The 19,638-nt window shown below is 63.2% G+C and carries 19 protein-coding genes and 1 riboswitch; of the genes, 7 read left to right on the top strand and 12 right to left on the bottom strand.

The features are described from left to right. The first annotated feature begins 2 nt into the window (after nucleotides 1–2). From THSYN_RS32290 to THSYN_RS32300, 3 genes are read left to right on the top strand one after another with little or no spacing between them, the layout of a single operon-like run. On the top strand, nucleotides 3–1,598 hold the full coding sequence (locus THSYN_RS32290) for an ABC transporter permease (protein ID WP_100923164.1): 1,596 nt from the start codon (nucleotides 3–5) through the stop codon (nucleotides 1,596–1,598). Beyond that, nucleotides 1,595–2,332 (top strand): ABC transporter ATP-binding protein, encoded by a 738-nt coding sequence (locus THSYN_RS32295; RefSeq protein WP_100923165.1) that lies wholly within the window; start codon nucleotides 1,595–1,597, stop codon nucleotides 2,330–2,332. The genes THSYN_RS32290 and THSYN_RS32295 overlap by 4 nt, the downstream gene beginning before the upstream one ends. A gap of 2 nt (nucleotides 2,333–2,334) precedes the next feature. After that, the gene (locus tag THSYN_RS32300; RefSeq protein WP_157818095.1) at nucleotides 2,335–2,793 is read left to right on the top strand and encodes a chromate resistance protein ChrB domain-containing protein; all 459 of its coding nucleotides are present in this window, start codon (nucleotides 2,335–2,337) and stop codon (nucleotides 2,791–2,793) included. A gap of 262 nt (nucleotides 2,794–3,055) precedes the next feature. Here THSYN_RS32300 and THSYN_RS32305 read toward each other — a convergent pair whose 3' ends face one another. Further along, nucleotides 3,056–4,345 carry a DUF1015 domain-containing protein gene (locus THSYN_RS32305; protein WP_236849065.1) on the bottom strand — a complete coding sequence of 430 codons (1,290 nt, stop codon included), beginning with the start codon at nucleotides 4,343–4,345 and terminating at the stop codon, nucleotides 3,056–3,058. Between the two features lie 208 nt (nucleotides 4,346–4,553). Next, nucleotides 4,554–4,809, top strand: a riboswitch (cobalamin riboswitch). Between the two features lie 122 nt (nucleotides 4,810–4,931). On the opposite strand from THSYN_RS32305, the gene THSYN_RS32310 reads away from it, so the two are divergent. From THSYN_RS32310 to cobD, 3 genes are all read left to right on the top strand, one after another. Beyond that, nucleotides 4,932–6,224 (top strand): cobyrinate a,c-diamide synthase, encoded by a 1,293-nt coding sequence (locus THSYN_RS32310; RefSeq protein WP_100923168.1) that lies wholly within the window; start codon nucleotides 4,932–4,934, stop codon nucleotides 6,222–6,224. Further along, nucleotides 6,221–6,877 (top strand): 5,6-dimethylbenzimidazole synthase, encoded by a 657-nt coding sequence (gene bluB / locus THSYN_RS32315; RefSeq protein WP_100923169.1) that lies wholly within the window; start codon nucleotides 6,221–6,223, stop codon nucleotides 6,875–6,877. The genes THSYN_RS32310 and bluB overlap by 4 nt, the downstream gene beginning before the upstream one ends. A gap of 196 nt (nucleotides 6,878–7,073) precedes the next feature. Further along, entirely contained in the window at nucleotides 7,074–8,117 is a 1,044-nt protein-coding gene (cobD, locus tag THSYN_RS32320) for a threonine-phosphate decarboxylase CobD (RefSeq protein WP_236849066.1), read from the top strand. Nucleotides 8,118–8,188: 71 nt separating this feature from the next. Here the strand turns inward: cobD and prfH are convergent, their stop codons facing one another. The 4 genes from prfH to THSYN_RS32355 form a co-directional block, all read right to left on the bottom strand. Then, nucleotides 8,189–8,857, bottom strand: a complete 669-nt coding sequence (gene prfH / locus THSYN_RS32330; RefSeq protein ID WP_100923170.1) for a peptide chain release factor H — start codon at nucleotides 8,855–8,857, stop codon at nucleotides 8,189–8,191. Between the two features lie 141 nt (nucleotides 8,858–8,998). Continuing rightward, on the bottom strand, nucleotides 8,999–9,991 hold the full coding sequence (locus THSYN_RS34645) for a hypothetical protein (protein ID WP_157818096.1): 993 nt from the start codon (nucleotides 9,989–9,991) through the stop codon (nucleotides 8,999–9,001). Between the two features lie 361 nt (nucleotides 9,992–10,352). Beyond that, complete coding sequence (locus tag THSYN_RS32345; protein WP_100918684.1) at nucleotides 10,353–12,068, bottom strand: hypothetical protein; 1,716 nt, start codon at nucleotides 12,066–12,068, stop codon at nucleotides 10,353–10,355. Between the two features lie 736 nt (nucleotides 12,069–12,804). Next, on the bottom strand, nucleotides 12,805–13,071 hold the full coding sequence (locus THSYN_RS32355) for a hypothetical protein (RefSeq protein WP_100923174.1): 267 nt from the start codon (nucleotides 13,069–13,071) through the stop codon (nucleotides 12,805–12,807). A 696-nt stretch (nucleotides 13,072–13,767) separates the two neighbouring features. Between THSYN_RS32355 and THSYN_RS32360 the strand changes: the two genes are divergently transcribed. Further along, on the top strand, nucleotides 13,768–14,424 hold the full coding sequence (locus THSYN_RS32360; RefSeq protein WP_100923175.1) for a hypothetical protein: 657 nt from the start codon (nucleotides 13,768–13,770) through the stop codon (nucleotides 14,422–14,424). A gap of 61 nt (nucleotides 14,425–14,485) precedes the next feature. On the opposite strand, the gene THSYN_RS32365 is transcribed toward THSYN_RS32360, so the two are convergent. The 7 genes from THSYN_RS32365 to THSYN_RS32400 form a co-directional block, all read right to left on the bottom strand. Beyond that, entirely contained in the window at nucleotides 14,486–14,776 is a 291-nt protein-coding gene (locus tag THSYN_RS32365; protein ID WP_100923176.1) for a DUF6915 family protein, read from the bottom strand. Between the two features lie 198 nt (nucleotides 14,777–14,974). Further along, nucleotides 14,975–15,598: a hypothetical protein gene (locus tag THSYN_RS32370; RefSeq protein WP_100923177.1), complete on the bottom strand. Its 624-nt coding sequence runs from the start codon at nucleotides 15,596–15,598 to the stop codon at nucleotides 14,975–14,977. A 177-nt stretch (nucleotides 15,599–15,775) separates the two neighbouring features. Then, on the bottom strand, nucleotides 15,776–16,615 hold the full coding sequence (locus THSYN_RS32375; RefSeq protein ID WP_100923178.1) for an SIR2 family NAD-dependent protein deacylase: 840 nt from the start codon (nucleotides 16,613–16,615) through the stop codon (nucleotides 15,776–15,778). Nucleotides 16,616–16,695: 80 nt separating this feature from the next. After that, complete coding sequence (ftsZ, locus tag THSYN_RS32380; protein ID WP_100923325.1) at nucleotides 16,696–17,787, bottom strand: cell division protein FtsZ; 1,092 nt, start codon at nucleotides 17,785–17,787, stop codon at nucleotides 16,696–16,698. Nucleotides 17,788–18,225: 438 nt separating this feature from the next. Next, nucleotides 18,226–18,459 carry a hypothetical protein gene (locus THSYN_RS32390; RefSeq protein ID WP_100923179.1) on the bottom strand — a complete coding sequence of 78 codons (234 nt, stop codon included), beginning with the start codon at nucleotides 18,457–18,459 and terminating at the stop codon, nucleotides 18,226–18,228. A 383-nt stretch (nucleotides 18,460–18,842) separates the two neighbouring features. Continuing rightward, nucleotides 18,843–19,223, bottom strand: coding sequence for a type II toxin-antitoxin system VapC family toxin (locus THSYN_RS32395; protein WP_236849067.1), 381 nt, complete (start codon nucleotides 19,221–19,223; stop codon nucleotides 18,843–18,845). Nucleotides 19,224–19,248: 25 nt separating this feature from the next. Then, nucleotides 19,249–19,479, bottom strand: coding sequence for a type II toxin-antitoxin system Phd/YefM family antitoxin (locus THSYN_RS32400; RefSeq protein WP_100923181.1), 231 nt, complete (start codon nucleotides 19,477–19,479; stop codon nucleotides 19,249–19,251). Nucleotides 19,480–19,638: the final 159 nt, after the last annotated feature.

Below are 19,638 nucleotides of genomic sequence, written 5' to 3' on the forward strand. Positions count from 1 at the left end.
GGATGCACCAACCCCGGTGGGCCGTCGCGGCGGCCTGGGCGGCCTTTGCAATCGCGGCATTGCTCCCGCTGGGGCAACTCGCCTGGGACGCCGTGCGCGGGGGTGGCGGTTGGGACCTGACCGCGCTGCGCGAATTGCTGCTCACCGAGAGCCAGTGGCGGCTGCTTGCCAACAGCCTGCTGGTTGCCGGCGGGGCCAGTGCGCTGGCGGTCGCCATCGGCGTCCCCTTCGCCCTGGTCATGGAACGCACGGATCTGCCGGGGCGCCGGTTGCTCGGCGTTCTCTACCTGGTCCCGCTCCTGATCCCACCGCACCTGCATGCCATCGTCTGGTCGCGTCTGCTTGCGGACACGGGGCCGGGCAACCGGTTCTTCCAGGCTGCACTGGGTCTGAAGGCGGCGCCGCTTGACGTGTTCAGCCTTCCCGGGGTGGTCTTTGTGCTCGGGCTGGCCTACTTTCCGTTCGTCACCTTGCTTGCCAAGGCCGGGCTGCGGGCCATCGACCCGTCCCTGGAGGAGTCCGCCCTGCTGCGCCGGGGGCCGACGCGGGTGATCGCGGGGATCAGCATACCGCTGACGGCGCCGCACATCCTGGCCGGTGCGATCCTGGTCTTCGTTTTCGCGATCATCGACTTCGGCGTGCCGGACATCCTGCGGGTCAGGGTCTACGCGGTCGAGATCTTCATCCAGTTCAGCGCGCTCTATGACAAGCGCGCCGCCGTGGTGTTGTCGCTGCCCCTGCTCATCGTGACGCTGGCCCTGGTCGGCGTGCAGGCATGGCTGATGCGGGGGCGGGCCTATGTGAGCCTGGCCCAAGGCGCGGCCGGGACGCGCCGGTTTCCGCTCGGCAAGGCACGATCGGCGGCGCTGCTGTTCTGCGGTGTGGTCGTCACGCTCGCGGTGCTGGTGCCGGTCGCGACCTTTGCGGTGGTCGCCGGACCGGCAGGGACCTACGCGCGGGTCCTGGGACCGGCGTTGCCGTCGCTGGGGACCAGCCTGGCTCTCGCGGTGGCGGCGGCCGGGATCACGACGCTGTTGGCCTTCGTGATCGCCCATTCGCTGGTGCGCAGCCGCGCGGGGGTGCGTACGGCCTTGCACGACCTGACCCAGGTGCCCTTTGCGGTGCCCCCGATCCTGCTGGGGATCGCACTCATCGGGGTCTGGAACCGACCGGCGACCGGATGGCTGTACGACACCGTGGCGATGGTCGTGCTGGGTTACGTGGCGCACTTCCTGCCCTTCGCGATTCGGGCGGTCTATGCCGGTCTGCAACAGCTCAATCCCCGCGTCGAGGAGGCGGCCTGGTTGGCAACCCCGAACCGACTGCGCATCGTCTGGCGCATCACGCTGCCCTTGGTCCGCAACGGGCTGGTGGCCGGTTTTCTCATCGTGTTCATACTGGCGATGGGTGAGTTGGGCGTGACCCTGCTGGTCGTCCCGCCCGGCGTGGAGACGCTACCGGTGCGGATCTACAATCTCATGCACTATGGGGCCGAGGAGGCGGTCGCGGCGCTGAGCCTGATCCTGCTGGGGGCGCAGCTTGGCGTGTGTCTGCTCGTGCTCGCCGCGGTGCGGTGGGATTGGGGGGGCGGCGAATGATCGGTGTGTCCGGGGTCTCGAAGCGATTCGGAACCGTCCTGGCAATGGGCGGCGTGTCGCTCGCCTGCGCACGCTCCGAGACGGTGGTCGTGTTGGGACCCTCAGGCTGCGGCAAGACCACACTGTTGCGGCTCATCGCGGGACTGGATGGGCCGGACGCCGGGGCGATCGACATCGAAGGCACGCGCGTCAGCTCGCCCGGACGGCTGGTCGCGCCCCACCGGCGACAGTTGAGTATGATCTTTCAGGACCTGGCCTTGTGGCCCCACCTGAGCGCCTTCGGGAACGTTGCCTTCGGACTGCGGGGTAACGGGCAGTCGCGGAACGCGGTTCGCGCCACGGTCGAGGAGTCTTTGCGCCGGGTGTCTCTGTTCGAGCAGCGTGAGCGCCATCCCCACCAGCTCTCGGGTGGCGAGCGCCAGCGTCTGGCGATTGCGCGGGCGCTGGCCGGCAGTCCGCGGTACCTGTTGATGGACGAACCGTTCAGCAGTCTCGATCCCTTGTTGAAGCGGCAGATGATCGCGCTCTTGAAGGAGTTTCGGGCGAGCCTTGGGCTGGGTGTACTCTACGTGACGCATAACCTGGACGAGGCGCTGGCGCTCGGGGATCGAATCCTTCTCATGAGCGGGGGCCGCGTGGCCGGATCATTGAACCGGGGGCAAGTCGCCTCTCTTACTCAGTCGGACTTACTCGAATGGTACGAAGCCTGCGTGGTTGGCCAAGCGGATTGCTGAGCTTGTGGCTGTTGGCTTGCTGCGCCGCCGCCGAACCGGCCGGCGGGGAGGGCCAGGTCTACTCCACCTGGGATGTTTTCGAGCCCGACAAATGCGCGTCCATCTGGCTGATCAAACGCCACATCGATCCCGGCGCCGTCTTCCGCTTCTACCCGCGCGGCGAAACCATCGCGTCGGGGATCGCGTTCGACACGCCCGATGCCACATTCCGCCGCTACCACGACAGTTCGACCTTTGAAACACTGCTCAAGCACTACCGACTCGAGGGCCCGGGGTTGGCCCATCTGGGGCGGTTGATCCACGACATCGAGGTGAACGTGTGGGAGCGCAAGGCGCTCGCGGCCACCCGAGAGATCCAGGATGAGTTGCAGCAGTTACTCGCGGGCAGTGACGCGGCGCGATTGGTCGGTGTGTGTCTGGAGTATTTCGATCATTATTATGTTCGTCACCCAGCCCCCTAAGAACCTCCCGCTGCTGCCGCGCGGCCGGGTCGCGATCATAACTCAGGCCATGCGCCCTTGCGGCAACCCGTCGCGGCCGGGGACCGTTCCTACGGTAGGAGCGGCCCCCGGGCCGCGACGGCTATCCATTGCTCGAACCACGCGGTCAATGCGCGGGGCTCGGCCAGACCGGCGAGTTGGCGATTCGTACGTCAGATAAGACGCACGTCAAGCGATGCGACGAGCGCACGGCCGCAGAGCGCCCGCCCCGTCACCTCAAGGATCAATCTAACACCAGACTGACCACCCCATCCGCCAGCTTGGGCTCGAACCAGGTGCACTTGGGCGGCATGACGGCACCCGCCTCGGCCAGGGCCAGCAGGTCGACAAGGGCGGTCGGGTGGAGCGAGAACCCCAGGCGCCAGGCCCCGCCGTCCACCTGCTGCATGAGCCCGGGGAGACCCCGGATGCCGCCGACGAAACCGATCCGGGGGTCCTGGCGGGGGTCCGCGATGCCGAGCAGCGGGGCCAGGACCTGGTCCTGAAGCAGGCGCACGTCCAGGCGTGCTGCCGGGTCCAGCCGCAGTTCGGCCGACCGGGTGCAATCGGGATTCAAGGTCAGCCGGTACCAGGCGCGGTCCAGGTAGAGACCGAATTCACCGCGCCGGCCGGGCATGACCGGCGCGGCACTCGGCACCAGCGCGCCGCACTCCCCCAGCCGGCGCAGGAAGGTTGCGGCGTCCCCGCCCTGGAGGTTGCGCACCAACCGGTTGACGGCCAGCACCCGCGGTTGATCGGCCGGGAAGCTGACCGCCAGGAAGCGGTTGTTCGCCTCGGCCCCGGGGTGGTCCGGATTGGCCGCCTGGCGGGCCGCGCCGATGCGCGCCGCGGCGGCGGTGCGGTGGTGACCGTCGGCGATATAGAGCCGCTTCTGGGCCTCGAAACCGGCCGTGAGTCGCTCGATCGCCCCCTGGTCCGAGACGACCCAGATCTGATGCCGCACCCCATCCCAGGTCCCGTCCGCGATGGTGCTGTCGAGCGCCGGGGTCGTGCGGGCGACCGCGGCCAGGGTGTCGTCGATGGCCGGACTGGGGTTGTGGATCAGGTAGGCCGGGCCGGTCTGGGCGCCGAGCGCCGCGATCTGCCGCACCCGGTCGTCTTCCTTGTCGGCGAGGGTGACCTCGTGGCGCCTGATCCGCCCGGCCCCGTAGGCGGCGAGCGAGGCCGCGACGACCAGCCCGGTCTGGATCTGATCGCCGCGGCTCAACCGGTAGCAGTAGTAGCAGGGTTGCCGATCGCGCACCAGCAGACCAGCCTCGCGCATCCGCGCGAACTGGTCAGCAGCCTGGGCATAGGCCGCCGGGCTATGGGGGTCGACGCCGGGCGCCAGGTCGATCTCCGGGCGCGACAGGTGCAGGAAGCTCCAGGGGCGCTCGGCCGCGAGTCCCAGCGCCTCGGCCCGGTCCAGCACATCGTAGGGTGGAGCGAGGACTTCGGCGGCACGACCGGGGGCCGGGCGCAGGCCGGCGAAGGGGGCGATCAGGGGCATGGCAGGGGGTTCGCTCGGGGTCATAGCGGTCACTATACCTACCCGGCGGCGGTGTTGGGGCGCGGCCGGTCCAAGCTTTCGTTGTCGTTGTCGTAATCGAACAATCCGATCACGACAACGACAACGACAACGACAACGACCAGGACAGCGTACCCGGGATCTCGGTCACCACATCAGTTCTGAGCGCACCCAGGGGCACCGCACACCTTGCCCGGCGCCACCCGGGCAGCGTAGACTTCAGTCCGCTTCAGGTGTCCCGCTGGCCTTCGCGCCCCAAGGGATGAAACGGGAAGCCGGTGCCCACCCCGCTCGCACGGTGTGCCATCCCGGCGCTGCCCCCGCAACGGTAGACGAGTTGCGGCGGATCCTATCCGGTGCCCCCGGGTAGCCAGCCACTGCGTGACCACGCGGGAAGGCGATCCGCCCGGTGCCTGCTCGCTCGCAGGCCGCTCGTGAGCCCGGAGACCGGCCTCAAGCGGTCACCCACGCGGTGATCGATCCGGCATTGCGGTGGGCAATTGCACGGTGCCCGCGAGGCGCGCACGCGCGCTTTGCGTCCGCGCCTGTCTCTGCCCCCGCCCGCCGCCGTCTGCAATCCGGTGGGTTTTTCATGTCAGTCTCGTGCCCGGCACTCTTCATCGCCGCCCCCGCCTCCGGTCAGGGCAAGACCACCGTCACGGCCGGACTCGCCCGGCTCCAGCGCCGGCTCGGGCGCCGGGTGCGGGTCTTCAAGACCGGACCGGACTTCCTGGACCCCATGATCCTCGCGCGCGCCGCCGGGGCCCCGGTCTATAACTTGGACCTGTGGATGGGCGGCGAGGACCACTGCCGGGACCTGCTGCACCGCGCCGCGCGCGCGGTCGACCTGATCCTGGTCGAAGGTGTCATGGGTCTCTATGACGGCGAACCCAGCGGGGCGGATCTCGCCGCCCGCTTCGAGCTGCCGCTCCTGTGTGTGATCGATGCCGCCGCCATGGCCCAGACCTTCGCCGCCCTGGCCTTCGGGTTGACCCGTTTTCGCCCGGGGCTCACCACCGCCGGGGTCCTGGCCAACCGGGTCGGCGGCGCCGGTCATGCGGCGACACTGACCGCGAAGCTGCCGGCGGACCTCCCCTTCCTGGGCACCCTGCCACGGGACCCGGGGCTGGAGTTGCCCCACCGTCACCTGGGACTCTGGCAGGCCGACGAGGTGGCGGACCTGGACGCGCGGCTGGAACGGATCGCCGACGCACTGGCCCGGTCCGCGCTTGCTGACCTGCCCGCCCCCGTCGCCTTCCGCCCGGCGGCAGACCCGCCGCCGCCCGCCCGCACACTCGCGGGCCGGCGCATCGCCGTGGCCCGGGACCTGGCCTTTTCCTTTCTGTATCAGGCCAATCTGGATACGCTGGAGGCCGCGGGGGCGCACCTTTGCTTCTTCTCGCCCCTGGCGGACGCGGCGCTGCCCGCCTGCGATGCGCTCTATCTGCCGGGCGGCTACCCGGAACTGTATCTGGACCGGCTCGCCGCCAATGGGGCCATGAAGGCCGCCATTCGGGCCCATCAGGCGGCGGGGCGCCCACTGTTGGCCGAGTGCGGCGGACTCCTGTATCTGCTGGACACCCTGGCCGCCGTGGAGGGCGACCCGGCCCCCATGGTCGGCCTCCTGCCGGGCCAGGCGCGGATGCAGCCGCGGCTGGCCAACCTGGGGCTCCAGGGGGTCAGCCTGCCGGAGGGTCAACTGCGCGGTCATACCTTCCACCACTCGCACGCGCAGATCGCACTGGAACCCATCGCCCGCTCCCGGGCCCTGCGCGAACACGGCGCCCCGGAGTCGGTCTATCGGCTGGGCCGACTCACCGCGTCCTATCTGCACCTCTATTTCCCTTCCAACCCGAGCGCCGCCACCCGGCTGTTTCTACCATGAGCCACCGATATCCCGACCCCGAGGTCGCCGCGGTCTACCGCGCCATCTACGAGCGGCGCGACATGCGTCACTTCAAGCCCGACCCGGTCGACGAGGCCGTGCTCGCCCGCCTGCTCGCGGCCGCCCATCAGGCCCCGAGCGTAGGCTATATGCAGCCCTGGCGCTTCATCCGCGTCCAGGACCCGCAGCTGCGCCTGGCCATCCATGCCCTGACCCGCGAGGAGCAGGGACGGACGGCGCAGGCCTGCGGGGAGCGCGCCGAGCTGGTCCGCGGCCTGAAGCTGGAGGGCATCCTGGAGTGCGGCGAGTTGCTGGTCGTGGCCCTGCCCGAGGGGCGCGAGGCCTATGTGGTCGGCCGCCGCACCATGCCCGAAATGGACCTGTGCTCGGCCGCCTGCGCCATCCAGAACCTATGGCTGGCTGCCCGCGCCGAGGGGCTGGGGATGGGCTGGGTGTCGATCTATGACCCGGTCCGGCTCGATCAATTGCTGGGGCTGCCCGCGGGCGCCCGCACCATCGCCGTGCTCTGCCTGGGGCATGTGGACGCCTTTTATCCGGAACCGATGTTGGAGACCCTGGGCTGGGACCGGCGCCGGCCCATGGCGGACCTGGTGTACCAGGACACCTGGGGCCGGGCGGTGCCGACGCCATGAGCGATCAGCCTGGGCCTGACCGGACCTTGACCTATCGGCCAAGAAGAAGAATTTCTCTCACGGAGACACGGAGACACAAAGTAGGAAATGCTTGATGTACAACCATCGACGACCACGACGAGGCTCCATCCCGTGGACTTGTCGCCAGCCCTGTATGTTCCGGGTCTGCGTGTCTGCGTGAGAGGATTCCGGAGCTATGGGTAACGACATGGGTCCGGGTACCTTGCTGCCCCACGGCGGGCGGCTGCGGGCCGCCGCCGCGCGCTACCGGATACCGCTCGCCGACTGGCTGGACCTCTCCACCGGCATCAACCCCCGGGGCTGGCCGGTCCCGCCGGTGCCGGACCTCTGGCAGCGCCTGCCGGAGGAGGACGACGACCTGGAGCAGGCGGCGGCGCGCTACTACGGCACCGACTGGACTGGCGGGGCCGGCGCACTGTTGCCGGTGGCCGGCTCCCAGGCCGCGATCCAGGCCCTGCCGCGGCTGCGCCCGCCCGGACGGGTCGGCGTGATCGCACCCGGCTACGGCGAACACGCCCACGCCTGGCGGCGGACCGGACACGCGGTGCAACTGCTGCCGGTGGCGATGATCGAGGCCGCCCTCCCCGACCTGGGCGTGCTGGTGCTGATCCATCCGAACAACCCGACCGGGGCGCGCTTTGCGCGCGCGGACCTGCTGCGCTGGCGCCGGGTGCTCGCCCAGCGCGGCGGCTGGCTGGTGATCGACGAGGCCTTCATGGACGCGACCCCGGGCGAAAGCCTGGCGAACCTTGGACCGCTGCCCGGCCTGATCCTGCTACGCTCACTCGGCAAATTCTTCGGGCTGGCCGGGGCCCGGGTCGGCTTCGTGCTGGCCGACCCGGCGCTGACCCAACCGCTCGCCGCCCAGCTCGGCCCCTGGACCATCGCCGCCCCGGCCCGCTGGGTCGCCGCCAAGGCCCTCGAGGATCACGCCTGGCAGGCGGCGGCCCGCGCACACCTCGCCGCCGCCGGCCCCCGGCTTGCGGCGCTCCTCACCCGCCACGGTCTCCCGCCGCAGGGCGGCTGCGCCCTGTTTCAATGGGTCCCTACCGTGCGGGCCCCCCTGCTCCATGAACACCTGGCCCGCGCCGGCATCCTGACCCGCCTTTTTGAGGCGCCGCTCGCCGTGCGCTTCGGCCTGCCCGGGAGCGAGGACGAGTGGACGCGCCTCGCTGACGCTTTAAGAAGTACGTTAGTACGGGAGTACGGGAGTACGTGAACACCACGGTGCGGTCGGTCTGGTTGATCGTCACTGCCAACACGCGATTCACGCCGATCAGTAACCGATGATCAGACACAGGACTGTCCGCACCTGCCCGTGACAACAGGCACCCACTCTTGCCCGCGATAGACCCGAACCGGATTGCCGCGGACCAGCCGGGTGTGCTGTTGCCAGCGCGCGGTGCCGCCCTCGCGCGCCTTGGTTTCGGCACGTTCAGCGAAGAGACTCGCCAGCCGGGCGAGCGCGAGCCGGCGGTTCAGGAGTTGCGAGCGCTCTTCCTGGGCAATGGCGTGGAGCCCGGTCGGCAGATGAGTGACCCGGACGGCACTCTCCGTGCGGTTGACGTGCTGTCCGCCGGGACCGCTCGCGCGCAGTGTCTCGACCCGCACCGCCGTACTATCCCAGTGGTCGGCGGCGGGTTCCGCGAAGGCGGCCACGCTGACGAACCAGTTCTTGCGGGGGTGATGCGCCCGGTAGGGGCTGGCGCCAATCCACTGGATGGTCCCCAACCAACTGCGGACCTGCGCCGCCGCCCCCGTGCCACTGGCCCGTAGCAGGATCGAACGGGCATCGCCGCCATGCTCGCCGGGCGTGCGCGCGACTTCCGCCACAGTGAGCCCATGCTCGCTGAGATCCCGGATCAGCAGCGGGACCAGGCGCCCCACCACCCATTCGCACTCGGCCGGGCCGCGCCCGGCGGAGAGTTGCAGCCACAGGGTCGGCGCGTCCCCGCTCACGGCCGACCGCGCCGCGGTTTGCGCGCTCCCGGTTGACGATGGGCTGGACGCCTGACCTTGTAGGTGAGCACCGGCCGCAGGGCCTCACCTTCGATCCAGGACTGATCGGAAGCGATGATTTGGTAGGACGGGGGCATGGGCTCAGATCCTCGAAGGATGGGTGGCACTGGTCTGGTCAGGGCCTATCCAGGTCAGCCCCAACACCCGCCGGCCGGTCGGCCACTCGGGATGCCCGTAGATCACCGCTAAGCGGGTACCCGTATCCGGCAGATGTTCGGTGAGTTGATCGTTTAACCAATTGAAGTCAGACATGGAACTATCATACCCGCCGTGCAGCCATGCCAGTACCCCGCCGGCAGGCCCCACATCCAGTTGCGTCCAGAGCCGCCGGAACGCACCCGTGCGGCGGGACTCGCGACTCCAGAGTGTCGCACCGGTGCGCAGCCTCACACCCGTCTTCAGCACCTTGTGGATATCGGCGACATCATAGCCAATCGAGGTACGCGACAGCATCAGCAGGCCATCGACATGGGTGGTGATCGCCGCGGCGCGCAGGACCCCCCGCTGGGGACCGATATCGAACACGCCATCCAGGGCTGAGTGCAGGGGGGCGCGCCAAGGTGCGTCGGGGTCGCGGGCGTCGTCGCCGACGATGAACGCGATGCGCAGGGCCGCCTCCTTCAGTCCGGCCAGGCGGTCCACCCAACCGGGTACCTGGGCGCGCGTCGCGGGGTCGTTGGCATCGACCACCAGCGCGATAAAATCGAAGGGACGCAGGCGCGTCTCGATCCAGCGATCGAGTCCCGCCGGATCATCCCTGCCAGTTCGGAAACAGTCGATATCCCAGCCGGTCATGTGACTGGCGGCGTCCCAGGACGCCCTGGCCCGGACGCGCAGGGTATCGATCACCGCATCCGCTTCCGGACCCAGCGCGATACACGCCGGTACTGGCGGCCTCCTATCATCGAAGGGTCCCAGATTCGCGAGCCAAGCCTCGGTCTTGGTCGGCGTTGCGGATGCCGGCGGCGGCGCCGGGGCCAGTTTGCCCGGTTCGCCGATGATGTCGGCCAGTCCGCCGGTGACCTTCAGCGTGGCGCCCATCGCGAAGGCTTGCAGAATCTGACGTCGGTGCATGCGCGGATACCCAGGGTGCTGTTGTCAAAGAGGTCTAGTGGTGCGGGCGGGTTGGCGGGTCAATGATTCAACAGGCAATAATCGCCGCTCGTTGACCAGCGGGACGGGCAGGCCGCCAGGGCAATCGCATCAAGTTCTACTAATATTCGCGCTCACTGATATATCACGCAAACCCTACATCTGAACTGCCCCCCAAGGCTACATGCCGTGTCCCTTTCCTATGTCACGAACACTTTGCGAACACTGCGCGTCTTCATGTTTACACTTTTCTTGTGTGATTGGCCCGACAAGTTGGGGAAAATGCCTCTGAAAAGGGCACACCCTAGGGTGTTCAATATCGGACCTATTTCACAAATTATCTTCATACAGTTTTAGTGTTTGATAACGAATCAATGAGAGCATGCCGACGCCGGGCCAGCATCGACGCACCGATATGCGCTTGCGCCCAGTGCTCGACATCAATCGTACGCACCGATTCCATCGCCTCCCGAATCAACGGAGTCGCCAGGTCGGCGATGAAGGCAGGAATCGCAAGCAGCAGCTTGCCGATCTCCTTGAGTGGCCCCCTGGCGGTGAAGCATTTGTATTTCCCGAAGACCGATTCGATGATATCGGAGGATGCCAGCCAGACATTATCAGTCGGGATCTTGGCGGCTTCCACTGCCACCTTCGCGAGCATCTGTTGGGTAAAGGCCGCCGTGCGTGGGGTGAGCGTTGACTGCGGTGGCAGCGTGGCCTGGAGTGATTCCTGGGAGCCCCGCTGGAGGCCCTTGGATTTGAGGTGCGACTGAATCAGCTTGGATTGCGCCATCATTTGCGCGTAATCCACCAGGTCATCCCGGTAGGACAGTAGCCAGGCAAAGCCGTCAAGGAAGCGGCTGTACCCAGCGTCCGCTTGCTGCCAGAACACATCGTCGAGCGTATCACTCTCGAGGTCTGAGTGTGTCTGCAGTGCCTGGCAAAAAGCCGCCCGGTCGGGATAGCGAATGCCGACGATGGCCCGCAATGGGTGCGCCCGGGCGGCGCCGAACCGCGCGCACAGGTGCTCCCATGCCGGCCACTTCAGGACGTATTGCGCGCGGATCGCGCTGAAGTCGCCGCGATCATGGTAGGCGAGGAGCCGTTGTGCCCACCGCACCTGGACATCCAGATTCATGAAACGCGCCTTGAGGCGCTGCCGAGGCGGCAGCAAGAAGGCCAGATCGGTCTGCTGCAAGGCTGACCAGGCGTTGCGACAGTGCGCCAGCAAGGACTCCCAGCGCGCGTCCCGGCCCATCTCGGCCTTGAGCAGCGTCGCGATCAGATGAGAAATATCATAAGTATAGACGCAGGCAGTGGCGTGCTCCTGAAACAAGGCGATGCCCTTGCGCAGGTCGCTGCCGTGGTCGGCAACGATCTGGACCGGGGGACCGGTGCGTTGCGCAACGCGCCTGAGCACGTTCGCGACCCACGCCCCCGTGCTGTGTGTGGTGATCTCCACGGCCAGCACCTGCATGGCGCCGTGACCCGGACTGTAACCGCTCCGAGCCAGTGCATTCACCGGAATACCCAGGATTACCAGGCACTTGGATGCCCCCAAGGCGATGGTATGATCAGCGACGTAGATCCAATCCGTGCGCCATTCCGGTTGGCGATTGAGGATCGCGAGACCGCAGCGATAGATCCAGTTCAGCACCGTGGTGTGGGCTGGCGCCGCCACCGGGAATGTCGCGCCGAACAGATTCAAGACCCGCGCCACGCCGCGACTGCCAAGCCCCGCGTGCAGATACAGCCGCATGGTCAACTGCATGACCATGACCGAATAGTGATGGCCGACCGGCGGGGACAGCGCAAGCTGTGGTGGCTCATCCACTGGTTCGTCAGCCGCCGGCGCCGCGGCCTCTTCGGCGCCCGTTCGCCCACGCTCCGCCTTTAGCGCACGCGCCTTCCACTGCGCGCGGCTGTGCTCCAGATCCCGAATCTTGACCTCCGCGGCCCGCAGGCGCTGCTGCCGCTCCAACGCTTTCGCCTTCCAGGCATCACGTGACCGCTGGAACAGGTTGGCCAGACGGCTCACTGGGCTCTTGAATGCGTTCATCACGTCGTGCGCGCTCCGGCAAGGCGGTCAGATCACCGCGCCAGTAGGCTGGCCAACCGTTCGCCGTTTGTCAAGGGCTGGGCATGAGCTAGTGTCGCACCGTCATCGTACCCACCCGAGCACAGAACCGACAGCCGGGCCTTCCCGGCAACACGCTTCTTGCATGGGCTTTTCAGCGCCTTTTTGGGTCAGATTGAACATCCTAGGCACACCCCTGGCGTAGAGGTGCGGAGAACTGACCTAAGGCCGGGCTAAATCTGGAACGGCTAATATTAGAGATTCTTGATGCGATTGCCCTGGGCAGGCCGCGCCGATCTTCGGGAGCGCTGGCCGCGCCTGTGAGCCCGCCAGACAGTAGGCCCCGCTGGTCACGTAGCCACTTGGACAACGCCCCCGCTTTGCGAGAGCCAGACGGGCCCGGGGGCCGGGGATGCAATACTGAGCGCTGGTGCTGTAACCGCTCGGACAGGTGCCAAGCTTGACCACCGGTTGCGGTGTCATGGACCCGTCGGCGAGACTGGCCAGTGGGATCAGCGCTAACCAACCAAGCCAGCGGCGAATGGCAAACGACGATGGCATTGATGGTCTCCTGCGTGCAGTGTTCGGCGAATCATCGGTAGGTACCTCGGGTTTGATCATCCGACCGATTCCTCCGCATCAGGTCGCTGGATATCCCAAGCCTCGACGAGCCTTCCCTGAGGTCGCACGGTGGCCCCTCTTTCAATTTTCCGGCTTGCTAGGCCACTCGACCACGCTCCTGTTCGATCTGCGCGTGCAGGGCCTGCGCGGCGGGGTCCTCGCTGACGTAGTCGTACTCCCTGAAGAAATCGAGATAGCCTGCCTCTTCGGCATAGTGCCCGGCGGCGACCATCTCCCGGGTTTCTGGTACCTGGTCGATGCGGCTCAGCGCGAGAACGGCGAGTTGGCCCTGTTGCCAGAGGACACCGGCGGAGACCATAGCCCGCATGAGCAAGGCCAACTTCAAGGGCAGCTTAAACATCATGATTGGCTCGCGAGGATAATAGGCCTAGCCCAAGTTTAACACCTGTACTTATTTTTCTCTTAGTTCCATCTACTTACAGAAGATGAAACGGCTGAGTGGCACTACAAGTTCGCCATTCTTTGAAATTTTTGACTCAGAAAATCATATTTTTCCACTTATCGTGCTCGCTGGTCGCTGCAAGGAGATCAGTTGGTTACGAACATCCGCACTACGGCCGTGCTGGCAGTTATTGGCAGAGCGTACGTGTTAGACGCTACCACCTACTGCAGCCGGGGCCTAGTCCGCCTGGAAAATTTCATGGCACTACATTTAGAATCCTGAGGTCGATGCATTTCGAGTCAGAGGCTTAGAGTGCATTCTGGCCGAATATCAATGGGGTCATGTTAAAGATGGGCTAGAAAGTGGGGCGTCAGCTATTTGAAAAAGCCAACGAATAGGTGCAAACTGAGCCAGTTTCAAGCTAACCTTCGCCGAGCAAATCGTCCGGAAAGGCTCGGTTCGCATGGTGTATTTTACTGGCGCGACGGGTAAAGGCATCGAACAGGGCGTAACTGATCGCCTGCGTAGCGGGCCATGAGACAGATGGTGGATCGCCGTGCGGGATATAGCCGGATACTATAGATCCGGCGGATTCTGATGTGGTTTGTCCACCGCAAGCCGTAGGCATTAACCATTGTCAGCCACTAGGCTTCGATCATGACAACCCGCATTACTATTGAAGATCACGTCGTTCCTCAGCTCCTTACCTCAGCCATTGAAGCATATGAGATTGAGCATCGCTTCCATAGAAATGGAAGAGCGCAAATAGCCGTTGAAACCTATGGACTGCTTTGGGGTTACGTTTTGCCAGCCCGGAATGACAGAGATTTGTGTATAATTTGCAATATGGCAACAGTTGAGACTTCTGCGATCAGGCATGAAGACTGGGTAATGCCTAATCCTGAGTCTCTAATAATGAAGCGAGATTTTTTCCAGAGTTACTGGCCTAATATTGAGCTTGTTGGGACTTTTCACTCACACCCATATAGCGGCCAGCGCGACGTAATAGGCATAAGAGGCTGGCGCGCAAGCGACACAGATAAGAATCATTGGCCATGGTTTCATGAAAATCTTTCGCCCGAGCTACCAGCTATGGCTCATCTTATAGTTACTATTGCAGCACTTGAGAGAAGGGGATGGGCGCGTCCACAGCGACTCCCTCTAGGTGAAGCAGATACAGGCTTCGTTCTTTCTTCAGGGTACCGAAAACTTTGGATAAAGGCTTATGCATCTGAAAAAATAGATGAAGAAACCTATGAATGCTCGGAAAACACATTTCTCGATATACCTGCTCTCTTGCAACGATTCGGCTAATAAAATGCATGATAGGGATGCCGGCGCAGGAAACTAACAAATATCCCTGCGCACTTGATTTCTAAAATAGCCCCATTGCCACATAATCCAATTCATCGACCGGAAAATGATCGTTTTCCGTCCACCCCTCCTCTTTCAAGTCAGAAATTATGTGCTGTCTCGCGACGACACCGACCTCTTCACCAAAAATCCTCGTTGCTTCTTTTATTCCAGCTTCATGGTGTCTCACGCGACGGTGGCGCATCCTGTAGCGCTCAGTTCCATGGAGCGCATCAAGCCATTGATGCACCAGCTCGTAAGGCCGCCCAAACAACTCGATTGATTCTTTACAATGGTCTTCAAATTTTGACATGACATATTACAGAAATGGAATGACTGAAATATCGCCCGATACCGCCGACATTTATGCCGTTACTGAGTATGCAAAACTTCCGTCCGATTCGCCATATTTGTCAAACTCGGGTTCTCTTGCGGAGTGGAGCGCCTAGCATAGACATGAGGCTTGACGAATCCGGAAAATGCGGGCGCGAAGCCCGCATAATCGATGATTTCAGCGGGTTTTATCTAACAGTTCCCGCAACGCGGTTTCTGCGACCTCCTGCATTTTTCTCGAATCAAATATATTTCCTTGCTGGCTCATGAGGAACGACTTCCCTTTTGTCGTAAACCATCCATCAAATGCTCCGGGAGTGTTCGCAGCCCATTCCCCCCCAAGGTTCGCATCCTCACTGAGCGTCGGCTCGCCATCTTCGTCAAAATGAGCGAGTAAAATCCTAAAACCATTGATAGGCCCCTCGTAGCGTAAAGCCGTGCATATCTGGGCATCCTCGTTTCTCGGGTCCCAATAGTATTGATAAAGAGCATCATGCTTGATTATATACGGATTTGGCTTCCCGGCCCTATCCATATCGTCTATCGCAATTACTTTTTTGATATCGCAGGCAGATAATCCCGCCCCCCAAACGGCATCCCAAGCATCGACGAGCAAGACGGCATAGTCCGTTCTGACGACCGCAGTAATAAGCAAATTATTATAATGCTCGCGTAAACCGCCCAGTTTGATCCCGGGCGGAAGCCAGTGGTTTGTGCGATCAAAAAGGTCATCCACCATCTGCAGCCGCCCGGGTTTCTCAAAAAAATAATCTTGTACGCTTTGAGGGATGGTGATAGTCATGATCAAATCCTCTTGAGTGAGTAGGAGAGGCCACGGGAATGCAGCAGTCACATGATTATAATTGCTGCCATTACGGATTTATTCGAAACTGAAAAATGAATGTCATGGTGAAAAAGATGCAATGGGCGCATACCCTCTCAACACTCGGCTGCGAGACAATATCAAAGCCCGACTCCCTTAGCCCTTCAGACATTTATCTATCATCCTCAAGCCCTCCAGCGCCCCGCATACCAGTCCCACATCTAACCCGCCCGACACTCGACATTCGGTCGGGTTGATGCGGATGAGTCTCCCGCCCCAGTCATGAATCACATCCTCACTGAAGTGCCGCACCGTGGCAATTGCAGTCCCGGCCCCCAATTCGATGACCACCGGGCACCGCAAGGGCTTCAACCACTCTTGCAGTCGCTCCAGTTGCTGCAACTGGCGCTCCTCGACCCAGTCGACATCATCAAACATCAGGATGTTGGGCCTAGCCGGACTACCACAATGTGGGCAAGTGGGTAAGGCGTTAAGTAACTGACACGCCTGCGAATCCACGACGGGCTCAAGGCCTTCGGCCGTCCAAATGGAGTCCCGGCACCGAGACAGGCACTGCAAGTGGTGGATGGAGCCGTGCACTTCAACAATTCTATTGGCATCGAAACCGGCCTTCTGGAAGTGTCCATCCACGTTACTGGTGAACACGAACACCCCGTGCCGCATCCCCTGCCCCCAACGCTTGAGGATATCAAAGCCGGCATGGGGTATAGTCTCCCGGTACAGCATCAGCCGATGACCGTAAAAGCCCCATGCCAACCGGGGATCACGCTCAAACGTTGCGGGGGATGCGGCTTCGTAGAAATTGATCCGGGCTCGACCCAACGCGGGATAGGCTTTCCAGAAACCTTCGTTGCCTCGAAAATCCGGAAGCCCGGAATCCACCCCCATTCCGGCGCCTGCGGCCACGATCAGTGCATCCGCCTGTTCGATCAGGTCCGCTGCGCGGGCGAAATCAGTCTCAAACGGCATGTTCATGGTGCGGATTGGTGGCGATCATTATCCGGACCAACGGAATATTGTTGGCTAAGCATCCATAGTCTCGCATAAACACCCCCTCAACCCGTCGGGCGGCGCAGGAAGGCAGGAATATCCTGATAATCAGACAAACTGTTGTCTGTCGTCGAAAATGCTTCCAGGTTCCATCGTATCTCCTTCTCACGCTCGATCGCATCGCGTCCAATTGCGGAAATCAGCCGATCATCCAGACCGGTGGCCACGATGGTAACCCGCAACTCGTCCTTCATCTCCAGGTCGCGCCGCACGCCCATTACTACGAGGGCGTCATCATCCATCAAGTCGCGAACCGTGTTACCGACCTCGTCGATCTCGTTCATCGTCAAGCTACAGGCGGCAGTGATGGTGATCAGCATACCCTTGGCCACGGCGAGATCGATAGACTCAAACAGAGGGCAATAAACCGCCGCCTCCGCGGCCTCACGCGCCCGCTCCGGGCCAACGGCGGTACCAGTGCCAACCATAGCCACCCCCATACCAGACAGCACAGTCGTCACGTCGCCGAAATCGACGCCGATCAAGTCCTGGCAGTTAATCTCGACGATGCTACGGGTGGCGTTCCATAGGATATCGTTGACATCCTTGAAGGCCCCGCGCAGGGTCAGATCATTGCCGTGATCCGCAAACCGCTTATTGTTCGGAATCGTGATCAGTGAACCAACATGCTTGATCAGTTCGGCAATGCCATCCTTTGCGATACGCCGCCGCCTACTTCCCTCGAAGGGGCACGGCATGGTCACCGCGGCGACGGTGAGAATGCCCAGTTCTTTAGCAACCTCAGCCACCACTGGGGCGGCCCCGGTACCAGTACCGCCGCCCATGCCGACGATGATGAAGATCATGTCGGCACCAGCCAATGCCGCCGCGATGCTTTCCCGATCCTCCAGCGCTGCCTGTCTACCCACCTCAGGATTGGCGCCGGCACCGAGCCCCTTGGTGGTGCCTAAACCGAGTTGCAAGAGGGTCTTCGCCCGCGCCCCCTTGAGTGCCTGCTTGTCGGTATCAAAGCAGATGAACTCTACCCCCTCAATGGTAGACTCGACCATATGATTAATTGCGTTGCGTCCCCCACCTCCGATACCAATCACTTTAAAAACAGCAGATTGGTCGTGAGTATCAATTACCGGCACCAAGGGCCGAACCGTCGCGGTCTGGGTCTTGTCATCGCTGAGGCCCCAGGCGTTGCCCAGGCAGAGGGCGCTACCGGCCCCCAAGCCTTGCAGAAAAATCCGGCGTTTCATCACGCTGTCTCCTCTTTGGTGGTCGCCTGGCGCTTGCGTGTCGGCGACGGGTGAGATCGTGGCGTGATTAGACCAGAGGGATGCGTCATTGTTTGTCGGATCGGACGGACGAGGGCGAGGCATTTACCATCACCCGTCTGGGATGCACTTGTTTCTTGTGCCGCCCACCTTATCCACTCTTGGGACCGATCAAGCACGAGGCAACAAGAATCCTGCCTGAACGAAATGCTGATCGAAGGCGAGGGCGGTCGATAGCCCCATTCGGCGCATAACGACAAAGGAGACACAATCGACCACGCAATGACGTATCCCGTATCGATAAAGACGGACTCAGGCATCCTGTTCGCCGATGATCGAGGTATCGTGATTGGTGGAAAGGTCTGCCGGCCCGTGGATGCGGATCCGGCGCAGTCGTGCGAAAATGGTTTCGGCCTCGTCGGCGTCCTCGGCCTGGGCGTCAACTAAGACAACGCGCAGAACCCTACCATCCAGTTTTTGCTGGTGCTCCCGTGGGATGTCGAGAATACCGTCGTGGGCAGTGGTCTGAAACTCAATTGCGTTCATGGGTTCGACTCTGGTTGATTCATGCGGCCTGGTCCGCCAGCCCCGAGAATCCGGCGGCTCCTTCGGCGGCGTCGAACCCCGCGGCGGGACGGGGCATTCGCCCCGTCCCAAACGTTTATTCCGTCGCCGACCGTTGGCACGAACCCGCAAGTCCGGAGAAAACGTTTCGGACGGGGCGAATGAGATTGGGCAAGTATTCGAGCCTTTTTTATCAGTTACATAGCGCTTAATCGTGATACGGTTTCGAGAGAAAAGCGCCGAAAATTGCTATTTTGTGCCGATTTCGCCTCGGGGCGCTGAGCAATCTCTATGATTTACAATAGCATAATACTTTCACAGTCTCGAATGCCCCGTCCGGCATTTTTTTTGTCGCCGGGTGAATGCTACCAAAGCCGCTGCACGCCGAAGTGATCGAATAGGGTCTCGTTGCTGACCAGTATCAGTCCTTCGATCTGGGCTTGGGCGATCAGCATCCGATCGAACGGGTCGCGATGCGCGCCGGGCATGAGTCCGGCGCGGCGTCCATGCGCGATGGTGATCGGCAATTGCCGAAACGCCTGATCGTCAAGGATCTGCGCGAAGTGTTCGGCGACATGCACTGCGTCGGGGAGTTTGCCGATGCGCACCTTGGTCGCGATCTCCCACGCGGACGCGGCGCTCACGAACACCACGCGGTGGGCGTCGCCTATCGCCTGCTGCGCTGGACGCGACAGGTCGTGGTCGCCGTCGAGCCACCAGAGCAACGCGTGGGTGTCGAGCAGCAAGGGCGGCGGTCTGTCCTCAGGTGGCTCATTCCCAGGCACGCAGTTCATCCTCCGGCAACGGCTCGAAGAAACGCTGGTCGACCCGGGCCTTACCGCTCAACGCACCGAATTGCCGGCGGCTGGGCCGAGGCGCGATGGGGGTGAGGCGCACGACGGGTGTGCCGGCCTTGGCGATCACGACCTCCTCGCCACGGCATGCCTGGTCGATGATTTTGGACAGTTGGGTCTTGGCCTCGTGGATATTGACCTGGATCATGGGGCTTTTTGACGCCTAGCTAACATTGATTGGCTAAGTGTAGCAGTCAGACTGGGCCGCGTAGCGATAACCGCAGGGCGTGCGCGCAGCCGGGCCGGTTTGGGGGTCGGCCCGACGGCCGACCGAACCGGCTGAAGCCTCGACCTCCGGTTGGTTTCC

Origin of the sequence: Candidatus Thiodictyon syntrophicum (assembly GCF_002813775.1) — a bacterium.
GTDB classification, from domain to species: Bacteria; Pseudomonadota; Gammaproteobacteria; order Chromatiales; family Chromatiaceae; genus Thiodictyon; species Thiodictyon syntrophicum.